Source organism: Aggregatilinea sp., assembly GCF_036822615.1.
GTDB lineage: Bacteria > Chloroflexota > Anaerolineae > Aggregatilineales > Aggregatilineaceae > Aggregatilinea.
The window spans coordinates 1-14256 of the sequence record NZ_DAISHJ010000052.1 but is presented as its reverse complement, the minus strand read 5'-3'; the positions used below and the strand labels follow the sequence as shown (position 1 = coordinate 14256).

Annotated in this window: 14 protein-coding genes and 1 pseudogene; 9 read left to right on the top strand and 6 right to left on the bottom strand. The window is 63.4% G+C overall.

The features are described 5' to 3' along the window. Positions 1–20: 20 nt before the first annotated feature. The 9 genes from V7116_RS14935 to V7116_RS14895 all read left to right on the top strand — a co-directional run bounded on the left by V7116_RS14935 (position 21) and on the right by V7116_RS14895 (position 9047). Entirely contained in the window at positions 21–1571 is a 1551-nt protein-coding gene (locus tag V7116_RS14935) for a class I adenylate-forming enzyme family protein (RefSeq protein ID WP_324392743.1), read from the top strand. A gap of 173 nt (positions 1572–1744) precedes the next feature. Further along, positions 1745–3019: a substrate-binding domain-containing protein gene (locus tag V7116_RS14930; RefSeq protein WP_324392742.1), complete on the top strand. Its 1275-nt coding sequence runs from the start codon at positions 1745–1747 to the stop codon at positions 3017–3019. Between the two features lie 68 nt (positions 3020–3087). Continuing rightward, positions 3088–3882 (top strand): ABC transporter ATP-binding protein, encoded by a 795-nt coding sequence (locus tag V7116_RS14925; RefSeq protein WP_324392741.1) that lies wholly within the window; start codon positions 3088–3090, stop codon positions 3880–3882. Beyond that, entirely contained in the window at positions 3879–4598 is a 720-nt protein-coding gene (locus V7116_RS14920) for an ABC transporter ATP-binding protein (RefSeq protein ID WP_324392740.1), read from the top strand. The genes V7116_RS14925 and V7116_RS14920 overlap by 4 nt, the downstream gene beginning before the upstream one ends. Before the next feature lie 13 nt (positions 4599–4611). Then, positions 4612–5613 carry a branched-chain amino acid ABC transporter permease gene (locus V7116_RS14915; RefSeq protein WP_324392739.1) on the top strand — a complete coding sequence of 334 codons (1002 nt, stop codon included), beginning with the start codon at positions 4612–4614 and terminating at the stop codon, positions 5611–5613. After that, the gene (locus V7116_RS14910; protein ID WP_324392738.1) at positions 5610–6764 is read left to right on the top strand and encodes a branched-chain amino acid ABC transporter permease; all 1155 of its coding nucleotides are present in this window, start codon (positions 5610–5612) and stop codon (positions 6762–6764) included. The genes V7116_RS14915 and V7116_RS14910 overlap by 4 nt, the downstream gene beginning before the upstream one ends. 175 nt (positions 6765–6939) lie before the next feature. Next, positions 6940–7266 carry an ArsR/SmtB family transcription factor gene (locus tag V7116_RS14905; protein WP_324392737.1) on the top strand — a complete coding sequence of 109 codons (327 nt, stop codon included), beginning with the start codon at positions 6940–6942 and terminating at the stop codon, positions 7264–7266. Next, positions 7259–7729, top strand: a complete 471-nt coding sequence (locus V7116_RS14900; protein WP_324392736.1) for an SRPBCC family protein — start codon at positions 7259–7261, stop codon at positions 7727–7729. Before V7116_RS14905 ends, V7116_RS14900 begins: the two co-directional genes overlap by 8 nt. 112 nt (positions 7730–7841) lie before the next feature. After that, positions 7842–9047, top strand: coding sequence for a leucine-rich repeat domain-containing protein (locus V7116_RS14895; protein ID WP_324392735.1), 1206 nt, complete (start codon positions 7842–7844; stop codon positions 9045–9047). A gap of 69 nt (positions 9048–9116) precedes the next feature. Here V7116_RS14895 and V7116_RS14890 read toward each other — a convergent pair whose 3' ends face one another. The 6 genes and pseudogenes from V7116_RS14890 to V7116_RS14865 all read right to left on the bottom strand — a co-directional run. Then, complete coding sequence (locus tag V7116_RS14890) at positions 9117–10244, bottom strand: sodium ion-translocating decarboxylase subunit beta (protein ID WP_324392734.1); 1128 nt, start codon at positions 10242–10244, stop codon at positions 9117–9119. A gap of 18 nt (positions 10245–10262) precedes the next feature. Beyond that, on the bottom strand, positions 10263–10754 hold the full coding sequence (locus tag V7116_RS14885; RefSeq protein ID WP_324392733.1) for a biotin/lipoyl-containing protein: 492 nt from the start codon (positions 10752–10754) through the stop codon (positions 10263–10265). Continuing rightward, a complete protein-coding gene (locus V7116_RS14880; protein WP_324392732.1) occupies positions 10751–11086 on the bottom strand; it encodes an OadG family protein in 336 nt (111 codons plus the stop codon). Before V7116_RS14880 ends, V7116_RS14885 begins: the two co-directional genes overlap by 4 nt. 10 nt (positions 11087–11096) lie before the next feature. Further along, on the bottom strand, positions 11097–12647 hold the full coding sequence (locus tag V7116_RS14875) for an acyl-CoA carboxylase subunit beta (RefSeq protein WP_324392731.1): 1551 nt from the start codon (positions 12645–12647) through the stop codon (positions 11097–11099). A 326-nt stretch (positions 12648–12973) separates the two neighbouring features. Then, positions 12974–13879 (bottom strand): DMT family transporter, encoded by a 906-nt coding sequence (locus V7116_RS14870; protein ID WP_324392730.1) that lies wholly within the window; start codon positions 13877–13879, stop codon positions 12974–12976. A gap of 2 nt (positions 13880–13881) precedes the next feature. After that, positions 13882–14256 (bottom strand): annotated as a pseudogene (locus V7116_RS14865) (iron-containing alcohol dehydrogenase); the annotation flags it as partial.

Here is a 14256-nt window from a genome sequence, read left to right as displayed (position 1 = left end):
TTGAGGAAGAAGGGATCGAGATGTACATCGGGGACACGCTGGCTCGACGCGCGATATACACGCCGGACCGGCTGGCGGTCGTGGATGCGGGCAAGGCCGACCGCCCGCATTACACCTACCAACAGATGAACGAGCGCGCCAATCGGCTCGCCAATTGGCTGCGTGATGAGGTCGGCGTGCGCAAGGGCGACCGGATCGGGATCGTGGCGCTGGACGGCGTCGAGTTCCTAGACGCGTTTTTCGCCTGCGGCAAACTGGGCGCGATTCTGGCGTGCTTCAACTGGCGCATGCACTGGCGCGAGCTGGTGCAGGTGATGGCCGATACGACGCCCAAGCTGATGATCTTCTCTGACGACTTCAAGGACAACGTGCTGCAGGCGGCTGGCGAAACGCCGAGCGTGACGCATCTGCTGCACATCGAGGGCGACGGCGTGCCCGGCAGCGTGCGCTTCGAGGACGCGATCCGGGTAGGCGATCCGGCGCCGGTGACGGACGACAGCATCACCGAAGAAGACATCGTGGCGCTGATCTTCACCGGCGGTACGACCGGCGTGCCAAAAGGCGCGCAGATCAGCCACCGCATGATCGTCTGGAATACGCTCAACACCGTGATTCACGACATCCTGCCCGGCGACACGACCGTGAACGTGTTCCCCATGTTCCACACGGGCGGGCTGCTGGTGTACACCATGCCGCTGATGATCGTGGGCGGCACGGTGATCCTGCTGCGGCGTTTCGACCCCGCACAGGTGCTGGACCTGATCGAAGAATACCGCGCGGACTTCTTTGCGGGTGTGCCGACCATGTACCAGATGCTGACCCAGGCGAATAACTGGGATCAGGCCGATCTGAGCAGCCTGCGCTTCTGCACCAGCGGCGGCGCGCCGCTGCCGGTGACGCTGGTCGAGAAGTTTGCGGACGAGAAGGGCGTGCGCTTCAAGCAGGGCTTCGGCATGACCGAGTTTGGCCCCGGCATCTTCGCGCTTGCGCCGGAAGATGCCATCCGCAAGGCGGGCAGCATCGGACGGCCCAACTTTTTCGTGGATGCGCGCGTCGTGGACGAAAACAACCAGCCGCTCGGCCCGAACGAAGTGGGCGAGCTGGTGCTGCGCGGCCCGTCCTTCTGCTCCGGCTATTTCAACATGCCGGAAGCGATGGCCGAAGTGGTGGATGAAGACGGCTGGTTCCATACCGGCGACATGGCGAAGTGCGACGAAGACTGGTACTTCTTCATCGTGGACCGCAAAAAAGACATGTTCATTTCTGGCGGCGAAAACGTCTATCCGACCGAGATCGAGCAGGCGCTGTACCGCCACCCCGCCGTGCACCAATGCGCTGTTGTCGGCGTGCCCGATCCGAAATGGGGCGAGGTGGGCCGCGCGTACGTGGTGCTGAAGACGGGCGCGAGCGCGACCGAGGACGAGCTGATCGGCTACCTGCGCGAGCGGCTGGCCGGGTACAAGGTCCCCAAGTCGGTCGCGTTCATCGACGCGCTGCCGATCTCGTCGGCGGGCAAGATTTTGAAGCGCGAACTACGCGAGCAGGCCGCACAGTCGGCAGAATCGGCCTGACGCCGCGATAACCCTGTTGTTTTTCTCCGAGGAGGAGTTATGAGCGATGCAGTCAGAATTTTGAAGGAGGCGCAATTCAAATAAACGATCCGCAATAGATGAGAGATGGTCCTGTTCGACGCTCGATCATCCGGTTTGACTGCTCAAAGATACCCATAAAAGGAGCTTTTCAGATGCGTAAACTCTCTCTTGTTCTTCTCCCCATCCTGGTGTTGGCGATGATCGCCGCACCGGTGAGCCGTTCGGTTCAGGCTCAAGACGGCGAAACGCTGAAGATCGGCCTGATCACCGACCTGACCGGCGCGCTGCAGCTCTACGGCGCGGAACTGGAAAACGGCTTCACGCTCGGTTTGGACTACGCGACGGACGGCGGGCTTGAGATCGCCGGGCGTCCGGTCGAGATCGTCGTGCGCGACTATGCGGGTGATGCTGACAAGGCGGCGCAGCAGGCGCGCGAGCTGATCGAAGTCGAAGGTGTGGAAGTGCTCGTTGGCGCTCCCAGCTCCGGCGTGACGCAGGGCCTCGTCAGCGTAGCCGCTGAATACGGTGTGATCCTGATGGCTGGCCCGGCGGCAGACCCGCGCATCACCGGCGAGTTCTTCGAGCCGACGACCTTCCGCGCGTGCCGTAACTCGTACCACGACGCGTTCGACATCGCTTCCTGGGCAGTCGAGAACGTCGGCCCGAACTACATCCAGCTTGCGCCCGACTACGCGTTTGGTTACGGCTCGGTGGCAGCGTTCAACTACGCGTTCATCACCAAGGGCGCGACCTTCGTGCAGGACGCGATCTTCGCCCCGACCGACACGACCGAATTCGGCCCGTACATCCAGGAAATCGTGGATTCCGGCGCGGACGGCGTGATCGTGACCTGGGCCGGGTCGTCCTCGATCAACCTGTTCCAGCAGATGTCCGAAGCGGGCATCGGCGTCGATGAAGACAAGCCCGTGCTGATCACCGGCTTCGGCTCCAACGACGACGTCAGCTCCTTCGTGGACGATTCGCAGGTCGGCAACGTCGGTCTGATCGTCTACCACTACACCCTGCCGGACAACGAAGTCAACGACTGGCTCGTCAAGCAGCACGAAGAGCGCTACAACGAAGAGCCGGACCTGTTCACGGAATGCGGTTTCGCCACGGCGCAGGCCCTCGCGGCTGGCATCGAGGCTGCTGGCGGCTCGACCCTGCCCGACGACCTGATCCCGGCGCTGGAAGGCATCACCTGGGAAGGCCCGAAGGGCGAATACACCATGCGTGCCGAGGACCATCAGGCGCTCATGCCCATGTACGTCGTTCGCCTGATCGATGCGCAGCCAGATGCGTTCAAGTACTACGAACTGATCGCGGAAGTGTCGGCTGAAGACGCGGCCCCGCCGTGCGAGTCCGGTGCGGATCGCAGCAGCGACACGCTCGACTGCACGCCGCTCGCCGAGCGCGCCGCAGAGTAGTGTTCTGACCTGTTTCATAATGGGGGACGTAGCCCGTGCGTCCCCCATTCATCCAACTGGATAGGCTTATGTCTGAAGACATCATTCTTGAAGGCCGGGGCCTGCGCAAAGAGTTCGGCGGGCTGGTGGCCGTGGCAAACGTGAACATCCGCGTGCGACGCGGCGACCTGCATTCGATCATTGGGCCGAACGGCGCGGGCAAGACCACGCTGTTCAACTTATTAACCGGCAACCTGCGTCCGACTCAGGGCGAGGTGTTGTTTAAGGGCCAAGATATTACGGCGACGCCGCTGCACCGCCGGGTTCATTTGGGCTTGGGGCGCTCGTTCCAGGTCACGAATATCTTCCCGAACCTGACCGTGCTCGAAAACGTGCGGCTGGGGGCCCAGGCACTGGGCCGTGACAGCTTCAAAGTGTGGTGGCACTACCGGCACTTTAAGTCGTATACGGCGACGGCGATGGGCGCACTGGAGCAGGTGGGCCTGAGCGATAAGGCGGCTGTCCCGGCGGCGATTTTGCCGCACGGCGACCAGCGCAAACTCGAAATGGCGATCCTGCTGGCGTCCGACGCCGAAGTGCTGCTGCTGGACGAGCCGACGGCAGGCATGGCGACCGAGCAGGTCCCCGCGCTGATGGAGATGATCCAGCGCATCCGCCGCGAAGGACACAAGACGATTATGCTCGTCGAGCACAACATGAACGTGGTGATGAACGCCTCCGACCAGATCACCGTGATGCACCAGGGCGAGGTGTTGGCCGAAGGCACGCCCGCCGAAATCGCACGGAACGAGACGGTTCAGAAGGCTTATCTGGGCGAGCTGTACGGCGACTTTGCCGATCTGGTGCAGGGGGCAGAGTCATGAGCGCGGCGTCTCAAGAGTCCATTCTCGAAGTTCGTAACATTCACACGTTCATCGGGGAGTTTCATATTCTCGAAGGCGTGACGGTGGACGTGCCGCGCGGCAGCATCACGGTGCTGCTGGGGCGCAACGGCGCGGGCAAAACGACGACGCTGCGCAGCATCATGGGGCTGAACGCACCCCGTACGGGCGAGATCGTGTTCCACGGCACCCCTATTCACCACCTCGCGCCGCACAAGATCGCGCAGATGGGCATCGGCTATGTGCCGGAAAAGCGCATCATCTTCCGCGACCTGACGGTGGAACAGAACCTGATCATTGCCGAGCGCAAAAAGGGCGACCTGGACCGTAAGGCGGATTTCATCTTCGGGCTGTTCCCCGACCTCAAGCGCCTGTACAGCCTGCCGGGCGGCAACCTTTCCGGCGGGCAGCAGCAGATGCTGGCGATTGCGCGCGCGCTCGTGCCCGATAACAGCCTGCTGCTGATCGACGAGCCGAGCGAAGGTTTGGCTCCCGTGTTGATCGAGCAGATGATGGATGCGATCCGGCAGCTTTCGGCCTCGACGACCGTGCTGCTGGTCGAGCAGAATTTCCAGGTAGCGAGCCAGATCGCCGAGCGGTACGTGATCATCGAGGAGGGCGTTTCCGTGCACGCGGGCAAGGTGGCCGATCTGGTAGCGGACCGGCAGTTGATTACGTCCTATCTGGGCGTGGCGTAGGGCGGAGGCGATTATGGGTAGTTACTTCGCACGCTTGTCTCCGGCGCACCGCCGGTCGTGGGGATTGGTGGGCATCTATCTGGCCGCCATCGTGATCATCAGTCTGGCGGACTTCGGGATCAACGGGGCCGGGCAGACGCTGTTTCGCGGCGTGCTGCTGGGGATGCTGATTTTCCTCGTCGCGTCCGGCCTGTCGCTGATTTTTGGGCTGCTCGACGTGCTGAACTTCGCGCAGGGATCGTTCCTGCTGGTGGGCGCATACGTCGGCTATCAGGTCTACGACAGCGTGGGCCTCAGCGTCGAGCTGAGCTTCCTCGCGGCGATCATCAGCGCCGTGGTGGTGACGGGCCTGATGGGAGCTGTCATCGAGTGGGGGCTGATCCGGCCTCTCTATAAACGCCCGGTGTTCCAGATCGTACTGACCTTCGGTCTCGCGGCGGTGCTGGGCGACCTTGTCGAGCGCGCGTATGGGCCGCAGGCACGCCAGCCGCTCGCTCCGCCGAGTTTTCTGGACGGCACGTTCACGCTGTTCGGCCAGACGCAGAGCGTTTACCGCCTGTTCATTATCGCGCTGGGACTGGCGATGATGGTGGGCGTGTTCATTCTGCTGAACCGCACGCGGATCGGGATCATCATCCGCGCGGGCGTGCAGGATGCCGAGATGGTTCAGGCGCTGGGCATCAACGTGCGGCTGGTGTTCACACTCGTGTTCGTGATCGGCGCGGCGCTGGCGGGCCTGGGCGGGATCGCCATCGTGCCCTACCAGGGCGCGACGCTGGAGATGGGGCAGCAGTTCCTGATTCTGGCGATCGTGGTCGTCGTGATCGGCGGCATGGGCAGCTATGAGGGCACGGCCATCGCCAGCTTCATCGTGGGGCTGACGCGTGCCGTCGCGGAGCAGCTTTCGCTGGCGCACTTCGACGCGCCGGTGATGGCCGAAACGTCGATCCTGCTGCTGATGATCGTGGTGCTGCTGGTCCAGCCGAGCGGCCTGTTCGGGCGGGAGGTAGAATGATCGACCGCTACGTTTATACGCCGATCAATAAGATCGAAAATCCGGCGCTGCGCGGCGTGCTCGATGGGTTGGCGCGTCTGCTGCTCGACAACTGGCTGTACATCATCGCCGTGCTGCTGCTGTGGCGCTTCCCGAACATCATCGCGCAGATGACCGATACGGAAGTCACGCCGCAGCGCCCCACGGGCGACTCGGTGTTCTGGCAGAGCATCATGGCCCAGTCGCTGCTGCTGGCGTCGCTCTCGATGAGCTATAACCTGCTGTTCGGCTACAGCGGGGTTATCTCGTTCGGGCACGCGCTGTTCTTTGGCGTGGGCGGCTACGTGACGTTTATGCTCATCTCGCAGATCGACGGCATGTCGTTTTACGTCGCGGTGCTACTGGCGATTGTGGCCAGTATCGGCCTGAGCCTGATCGCGGGGCTGGTGACGCTGCGGCTGAAGGGCGTGTACTTCACCATGTTCACGCTGGCGTTTGCCGAGATGTTCTGGGTGCTGGCGAAGAGCGGCACGTTCCGCAACTATACCGGGGCGGAAGATGGCCTCGTGGTGCGCGACATCATCCCGGACTCGCTCAATGCCACGCCAACCGCTGACGGCAGCCGCCTGTTCATGTATCGCCTGACGCTGGTGTTCTTCGTGCTGGTGTTCCTGGCGATCCGGCGCTACCTCAGCTCTCCTGCAGGGCGGGTGATGCTGTCCATCCGCGAGAACGAGGACCGCGCGCGGACCATCGGCTATAACACGGTGCGCTACAAGCTGCTCACGATGTCGTTCGCGGGCGTGATCGCCACGCTGACGGGCATCCTGTTCGTGCTGTGGAGCACCGACAAGCGCGTCAAACCGGACCTGCTCAGCCTGAACTACACCGTGCTGCCGCTGCTCTATACGTTGATCGGCGGGCTGGGCACGCTGGTCGGCCCGGTGCTGAGCACGCTGGGGCTGGAGTTGGGCGAATCGTACCTGCGCGACAAGACGATCACGATGGGATCGACCACAATCAACATCGCGGAGCAGTGGGATCTGTTCCTGGGCGTGCTGTTTATCGTCTCGGTGATGGTGTTGCCCAACGGCATCGTTGGGACGTGGAGCAAGTGGCGGGCGGAGCGGCGCATCAAGCGCATGGAGCGCGAACTGCATCACGATACCTGAGTTCCGGCGCGGTCGCCGGGACATGAGTGGGCATACTGGACGGGTCGGGGCGCTTTCTCCGGCCCGTTTTTTAGTTTGGCTGTTGATGAATTACCTCAGATTGCTGCTTGAGCAACCTTTAGTGAGTTTGTTATATAACTTGACAGTTATATAACCGATATGATATATTAAACATATGAACGCAACCTTTCAAGCGCTGGTTGATCCCACGCGCAGGCGCATTCTCGACTTGATCCGCGAGCAGCCACGTATGGTGGGCGAGCTGGCCGATCTGCTTCAGACCAGCCAGCCCGGTGTGTCGAAGCACCTACGGGTGCTGCGCGAGGCCGGGTTGGTGAGCGTGCGCCAGGATGCCCAGCGGCGCTGGTATGAGCTGCAACCGGAGCCGCTGGCCGAAGTGGACGCCTGGTTGGAACCTTACCGGCGTGCAGTGGAGGAGCGCTACGAGCGCCTGGATCATCTTCTCGAAAGATTACAGCACGAGGAGCATAACAATGAGTAAGCTGAATCTGATCGCTGAACCTGGACAGCTCGACATTCGTATGATCCGCGACTTCGACGCCCCGCGCGAGCTGGTGTTCAAAGCCTGCACCGATCCGGCGCTCGTCGCGCAGTGGTGGGGGCTCAAAAACACGACCACCGTGGTTGAGAAGCTGGAGCTAAAAATGGGCGGCCTGTGGCGCTTCATCGAGCACAATGCGGACGGTGAGGAACACGCCTTTCGCGGCGTCTACCATGAGGTCACAGCCCCGGAGCGGCTGGTATACACGTTCGAGTACGAGCCGATGCCGGGCCATATCCTGCTGGAAACCATCGAGTTTGAGGAGCATGACGGCAAAACTCGCGTGATCGACACCTCAGTTTATCAGTCGGTCGAAGATCGTGACGGGATGCTCTCAACCGGCATGTCGGACGGCGCCGAGGAAAGCTGGGATCGGCTGGAAGAACTGCTGGCGAAGCTGTGAGCTGGGTCTCTCGGGCTTTGTTGTAGAGCAGATGTGATGCATGGGTCGGGGCACTCCCCGGCCCATTTTTGTGTTACGATCCAGCCGCGTTGGTCTGGAGGGGAGATCGGCAATGATCGGTGAGGAAATGCTGCGTGAATGGGCATTGACGCTGCAAGCGGAAGGCTGCCTCGCGCCCGGCGAGTCGATCCCATGTGTGCCGTGGAACGAGTTTGCGGCGGATACGCGGCCCGTCGTGTGCGGCATTGATGAGGGCGAGATCGCGGGGCTGGCCGTGCGCCGCTGCGAACTGCGCGCCGTGCCAGAGTCGGTGGGCGCGCTGCGATCCCTGCGCCGCCTGGAATTGACCGGAAACGACCTCACGGGGCTGCCGGACTCGATCGGAGATCTGGCCGCGCTCGAAACGCTGCACCTGGACGAGAACCGGCTCACGGCGCTGCCGGAGTCCGCCGGGCGGCTGACCGGCCTCACCGAACTGAATCTGCGCGCCAATCGGATCGCTGCACTGCCGGATTCATTCTGGCGGCTGCGCGGGCTTGAAGTGCTGTCTCTGGGCGAAAATCCGCTGGGGCGTCTGGACGATCGGATCGGCACCTTCGATTGCCTGACTCAGTTGTACGTGCACGACAACGGCCTGATCACCGTGCCGGACGCGATCGGGGATCTGGCGCGGCTCGAAATTCTCGATCTCGGCCACAACGCACTGGTCGCGCTGCCGGAGTCGATCGGGAAGCTGCGCAGCCTGTCGGTGCTGTACCTCAGTAACAATCACCTGTCTGCCCTGCCGGACTCGTTCGGAAACCTATCCGCGCTGACATATCTCAACCTGACCGATAACGACTTCACCGCGCTGCCGGAAAGCCTGGGCAGTCTGACGCGGCTGGTTGAGCTGCGGCTTTACAACAACCGTCGGGCCGCGCTGCCGGACTCTTTGGGGAACCTGCGGGATCTACGCGAGCTTCACGCCATGCACAACACGCTCGAAGCGCTGCCCGCGTCGATTGGGGGGCTGCGCAGCCTGCGCAAACTGGCGCTGTCCAATAACGCATTGGTCGCGCTGCCAGACACGATCGGGGATCTGGGCGCGCTGACCGAGCTGGACCTGCGCAACAACCGGTTGGCGTCCGTGCCGGAGACGCTGGGGAACTTGAAGACTCTGGTGATGCTGGATCTGCGCGGAAACCGTTTGCGCGCGCTGCCCGCCAGCCTGGGGACTCTGGACCGGCTCGAAAAACTGGATCTGCGCTGGAATAAGGTGGCAGAGGTGCCGGAGTGGATGCGCGCGCTCGAAGCGCGCGGCTGTGTCGTGCTGCGATAGAGGTGGAACTGAAAACAAAACGGGCGGATGAAAGCGATCCGCCCGTTTTTGATGGTGGCTTTGGAACTGCTACAGGACGCTCAGCGCCAGCGTGAGCAGCACGCCGCCCGCCATAACGCTGCCAAGCTGTCCCGCCGTGTTGGCGCCCATCGCGTGCATCAGGATGAAGTTCTCGAAGTCCTCGTCCTGCGCGACCTGCGCCGCAAGGCGTCCGGCCATCGGGAACGCGCTGATGCCTGCTGCGCCGATCAGCGGGTTGATCTTGCCGCCGCTGATGCGCGCCATCAGCTTGCCGAACAGCAGCCCGGCGACGGTATCCAGCGCGAAGGCCAGCAGGCCCAGCACCAGAATCTGGATCGTGTCCAGGTTCAGGAAGCTGCCCGCGCCCATCGTCGAGCCGACGGTGATGCCCAGGAACAACGTGGCGATGTTGATGATCTCGTTCTGCGCGCTGAGGTTCAGCCGCTCCACCACGCGGCTTTCGCGCAGCAGGTTACCCAGCATCAGCATGCTGATCAGCGGGGTGGCTTCCGGCACGAGCAGCCCCACGACGATCGTGACCACGATGGGGAACAGCACCAGCGCGCGGCGCGATACCGGGCGCGGCGAGTATTCCATGCGAATGCTGCGCTCCTGTTTGGTCGTGAGGGCGCGCATGATCGGCGGCTGAATGATCGGCACGAGGCTCATATACGAGTAGGCGGCGACGGCGATCGGAGCCAGCAGCGCGGGAGCGAGTTTGCTCGCCACGTAGATCGAGGTCGGCCCGTCGATCGCGCCGATCACGCCGATGCTGGCCGCTTCGTTGATCGGGAAGCCCAGCAGCGTCGCCAGGATCAGCGTGGCGAAGATGCCGAACTGGCCCGCCGCGCCCAGCAATACCATTTTGGGCTGCGCCAGCAGGGGGCTGAAATCGATCATCGCGCCCACGCCGATGAAAATCAACAGCGGGAACAACTCGTTGCTGATCCCGGCCTTGTACAGCACGGCGAACAGGCCCTGGCCTTCGGTCATGCCCGTCAGCGGGATGTTGGCGAGGATACAGCCGAAGCCGATCGGCAGCAGCAGCACCGGCTCGTATTCCTTGACCACGGCCAGCGCCACCAGGATCAGACCCACGGCGATCATCACGCCATTGCCGAGCGTGAAGTGCGAGAAGCCCTTAGTGAGTTCAGGTATAAGTTCGGAAAGATCCATTGAACGGCCTTTACGCGGTCAGTCCGCGTATTCGAACAGCAGGTCGCGGTGCTTGACGTGCTGGCCCGTTGCCACGTGCACGGAGGCGATCGAGCCTGCGCGCGGGGCGCGGATGACGTTTTTCATCTTCATCGCTTCCAGCACGCATAACTCCTGTCCGACCTCGACGCTGCTGCCTGACGACACGGCGAGCGACACGATCACGCCGGGGATCGGCGCGTGGACCGCGTTGGCTGTGCTGGTCGCGGCGGGCGCTGCCGCTGGGGGATTCGGCTTGGCGCTGGCGGCGGTCGGGGGGTTGCTAACCTCGGGATGTGGCAGAACGCTCGGCGTGCTGGGGATGCGCCCCGTCTGCGGGCGCGCGGCGGGGGCGGCTTTGGCAGGCGCGGCGGTTTCTTCCGGCCAGACCTCGAAGCGCTGGCCGCCCACGCTGGCCGAGATTGGCCGCGCGGTCAGGTCGCCCACTTCCACCTCGAAGATCTCGTTATCGATCTTGACGGTCACTTTCATCGAATCGGACCTCGCTGCTTGAGTTGCCGACCGCGCATCACGGCCTGCCACGCGCTGACGATGGGCGTGGGCGGGATGGGGAAGGCGTGGGGTAAAGTGTGATCGTGCTCGCGCGCCAGCGCCACCGCGACAGCAGCAGCGGCAGCACGGCGTTTGCGATCGGTACCGGCATCAACAGCTTCGGCTTCGGGCGCTTCTTCTTCCGCTTCGGGGCCGTCCGCCGTGAGGCGAACCAGCAGCGACATCACGCCCCACAGCAGAAAGATCGCGCCGAAGACCAGCGTCATGCCGATAACGGTGATTTCGAGTGCGTCAACCAGATTTTCGCCCATAGAGGCCCCCTTACACCGGGATATTGCCGTGCTTGCGCGGCGGCGCGGGCGAATACTTGTCGTGCAGCGCGGTCAGCGACGCGATCAGCTTGGCGCGCGTCTCGCGTGGCTCGATGATGTCGTCCACGTATCCGGCGCTGGCGGCGTGGTAGGGATTGTTGAAACGCGTGCGGTATTCCTCGGCCAGCCGGGCGCGTTCGGCGTCGGGGTCTTCGGCTTTTTTGATCTCTTTGCCAAACATGATGTTGACCGCGCCTTCCGCGCCCATGACCGCAATCTCGGCGCTGGGCCAGGCGTAGTTGACATCCGTGCCCAGGTACTTGCTGCTCATGACCACGTACGCGCCGCCGTAGGCCTTGCGCGTGATCACGCTGATTTTGGGCACGGTCGCCTCGGAATAGGCGTAGAGCACCTTCGCACCGTGGCGGATGATGCCGTGATGCTCCTGGTCCACGCCGGGCAGGAAGCCGGGCGAGTCCACGAACGTCACCAGCGGCACGTTGAAGCAGTCGCACATGCGCACGAAGCGCGTGATTTTGTCGGCAGCGTCGATATCGATCACGCCCGCCATGATGCTCGGCTCCTGCGCGACGATCCCGGCACTGTGCCCGCCGATGCGCGCGAAGCCGACGATGGCATTCCGCGCGAATTCGGGCTGAAGCTCGAAGAATGAGCCGTCATCGACGACACGCCGGATCACTTCGTGCATGCTGTAGGGTACGCCGGGATCGATCGGCACGATGCTGTTCAGCGTGTCGTCCATGCGCAGCGGATCGTCGGTGGGCGGGAAGAACGGCGGGTTTTCGATATTGTTTGAGGGCAGGTAGCTGAGCGCCTGACGGCACATCATCAATGCCTCGTGCTCGGACGCGGCGGCGAGGTGGGCCGTTCCGCTGACCGCCGTGTGAATTTCTGCGCCGCCCAGGTGTTCGTTATCGACTTCTTCGCCCGTGACGGTTTTGATCACCTGAGGGCCGGTCAGGAACATGAACGACTGCTCGCGGACCATGATGATCATGTCGGTCAGCGCGGGGGAATAGGCTGCGCCACCCGCGCACGGGCCGAGCATGACGCTGATCTGCGGGATGACGCCGGAATACTGCGCGTTGCGGCGGAAGATCTCGGCGTAGCCGCCCAGGCTGCGCACGCCTTCCTGAATGCGCGCGCCGCCGGAATCGATCAGGCCGATGATCGGCGTGCCGTTGCGCAGCGCGAGGTCCATCACGCGGCAGATTTTGTGGCTCTGCATCTCGCTGAGCGTGCCGCCATAGACCGTGAAGTCCTGGGCATACACATACACGGTGCGCCCTTCGATCTGGCCGTAACCCGTGATGACGCCCTCGCCCATGTATTTTTCCGTCGCCATGCCAGCTTCATCGCCCTGGTGCGTGATGAAGGGTTCCAGCTCGTTGAACGTGCCGGGATCGAGCAGGGCGTCGAGCCGCTCGCGGGCGGTCAGCTTGCCCTTCGAGTGCTGCGCCGCGATGCGATCGGGTCCGCCGCCCAGGCGGGTACGCTCGCGCATGGCGCGCAACTCTAAAATTCGTGGATCTTCGGACATAGAATTCATCCTCACCCATTAAACAGGCAGTACGCCTGTCCAAAACGCACCTTTTGTGCATTTGTTCACGCCCTAAGTGTACCGGGCGAAGGGGGGTGCTAATACCGTAGATCGTCACGTTTCACTGACGCGGAAGGCACTAGCAGGCAGGTGGTTCGCTGCTGGCGGTTGGGGCTGAGCGAAGAGCAAAACTCGCGGGCATGGAGCGGAGCATTGTGGACCTACGCCTCTATGGAGTTGTGGACGGGACGGCAGGGGCGGTAGAGGGATGAAAACGGGCGATGCACGCATCGCCCGTCCGAAAAAGCCGAGTTACCCGGTCAGCGTCAATCGCTCGACGTGAGCGCGAGCTCCGGCAGCGGCTCCGGCGCGGCATCGACGGATTCCGAATCACCCAGCTCTGCGACAAGCATCCCGGCCAGGATCAGCCCGCAACCGATCAGCTCCTTCATGCCGAGCGACTCGCTGGCCCACCACCAGCCGAACAGCGCCGCGAAGACCGGCTCCAGGCTGAACAACAGCGCGGTGTGGGTGGACGTGGTGAAGCGCTGCACGTAAACCTGGATGCCGAACGCCAGCGCCGTGGCCGCGACGCCGGTCAATGCGATGGCGCCCCACGTGGCGGCAGGCAGATCGAGGCTGGGCGTCTCGAAGCCGAACGCCGCGATGGTGGCGATGGGCGCGACGGCAGCAATCTGCACCACGGACAGCCGGATCGGATCGGCGTGCGGCGAAAAGCGCGACACGGAAACGATGTGCAGCGCGAAGGCGATCGCGCAGGCCAGCACCCACAGGTCGCCTTCCTGCACGTTCAGATTCTTGTTGAGGGAGAGGAAGCCGAGGCCAATCGTCGCGGCGATGATGCCCAGAATCGCGCTGCGTCCCGGCGGGCGCCGCAGCAGCACCGTCGCCAGCAGCGGCACGATGACGACGCTCAGCCCGGTGATGAACCCCGCTTTGGCGCTGGTGGTCGTCTTCAGGCCGACCGTCTGGAAGATGTAGCCGAGTGCCAGCCACACGCCGATCAATCCGCCCGCCAGGATTTCCTCGCGGCGGATGCCCCGCAGGCGGCGCGCGAACAACGCGACCAGCAGGATCGAGGCGAGCCAGAACCGCCACGCGACGTAAGTCAGCGGTCCGACGGTGTCGAGTGCGTTTTTGACGACAACGAAGGTCGAGCCCCAGATCAGGGCGACGAAGGCCAGGGCGAGATCGGCTTGCCAGCGTTTCATGGTCAATAAGCTGCTTTCACAATGTCGGTGAGTTCAGAATCGGTGAGCACCAGCGGGTTGCCCTTCATCGAGTTGGCCGCGCGGCCTTTTTCGACCAGGGCCGGGAAGTCTGGCGGGGTGATGCCATACGTCCGCAGCGGCGGAATGTGCAGCGCGGCGCACAGGTCGCGGATCCACTGCACGCCGTCTTCGGCGGCGGCGGACGGATCGCCGGTGACGATCTGCGCGATCTCGTCCAGGCGGGCGGGCAGATCGGTGTCGGCGGCGCGGGCACGGATCGCGTCTACATTAGCCTGCATCACGTGCGGCAGGAACGCCGCGCAAACCGCGCCGTGCGGCGCGTCGAACATGCCGCCGAACGGTCCCGCGAAGCCGTG

What these genes read in the sequence shown, in the direction of transcription:
- V7116_RS14935 (WP_324392743.1), top strand. Translation starts at nt 21, where the DNA reads ATGTACATCGGGGACACGCTGGCTCGACGCGCGATATACACGCCGGAC.
- V7116_RS14930 (WP_324392742.1), top strand. Translation starts at nt 1,745, where the DNA reads ATGCGTAAACTCTCTCTTGTTCTTCTCCCCATCCTGGTGTTGGCGATG.
- V7116_RS14925 (WP_324392741.1), top strand. Translation starts at nt 3,088, where the DNA reads ATGTCTGAAGACATCATTCTTGAAGGCCGGGGCCTGCGCAAAGAGTTC.
- V7116_RS14920 (WP_324392740.1), top strand. Translation starts at nt 3,879, where the DNA reads ATGAGCGCGGCGTCTCAAGAGTCCATTCTCGAAGTTCGTAACATTCAC.
- V7116_RS14915 (WP_324392739.1), top strand. Translation starts at nt 4,612, where the DNA reads ATGGGTAGTTACTTCGCACGCTTGTCTCCGGCGCACCGCCGGTCGTGG.
- V7116_RS14910 (WP_324392738.1), top strand. Translation starts at nt 5,610, where the DNA reads ATGATCGACCGCTACGTTTATACGCCGATCAATAAGATCGAAAATCCG.
- V7116_RS14905 (WP_324392737.1), top strand. Translation starts at nt 6,940, where the DNA reads ATGAACGCAACCTTTCAAGCGCTGGTTGATCCCACGCGCAGGCGCATT.
- V7116_RS14900 (WP_324392736.1), top strand. Translation starts at nt 7,259, where the DNA reads ATGAGTAAGCTGAATCTGATCGCTGAACCTGGACAGCTCGACATTCGT.
- V7116_RS14895 (WP_324392735.1), top strand. Translation starts at nt 7,842, where the DNA reads ATGATCGGTGAGGAAATGCTGCGTGAATGGGCATTGACGCTGCAAGCG.
- V7116_RS14890 (WP_324392734.1), bottom strand. Translation starts at nt 10,244, where the DNA reads ATGGATCTTTCCGAACTTATACCTGAACTCACTAAGGGCTTCTCGCAC.
- V7116_RS14885 (WP_324392733.1), bottom strand. Translation starts at nt 10,754, where the DNA reads ATGAAAGTGACCGTCAAGATCGATAACGAGATCTTCGAGGTGGAAGTG.
- V7116_RS14880 (WP_324392732.1), bottom strand. Translation starts at nt 11,086, where the DNA reads ATGGGCGAAAATCTGGTTGACGCACTCGAAATCACCGTTATCGGCATG.
- V7116_RS14875 (WP_324392731.1), bottom strand. Translation starts at nt 12,647, where the DNA reads ATGTCCGAAGATCCACGAATTTTAGAGTTGCGCGCCATGCGCGAGCGT.
- V7116_RS14870 (WP_324392730.1), bottom strand. Translation starts at nt 13,879, where the DNA reads ATGAAACGCTGGCAAGCCGATCTCGCCCTGGCCTTCGTCGCCCTGATC.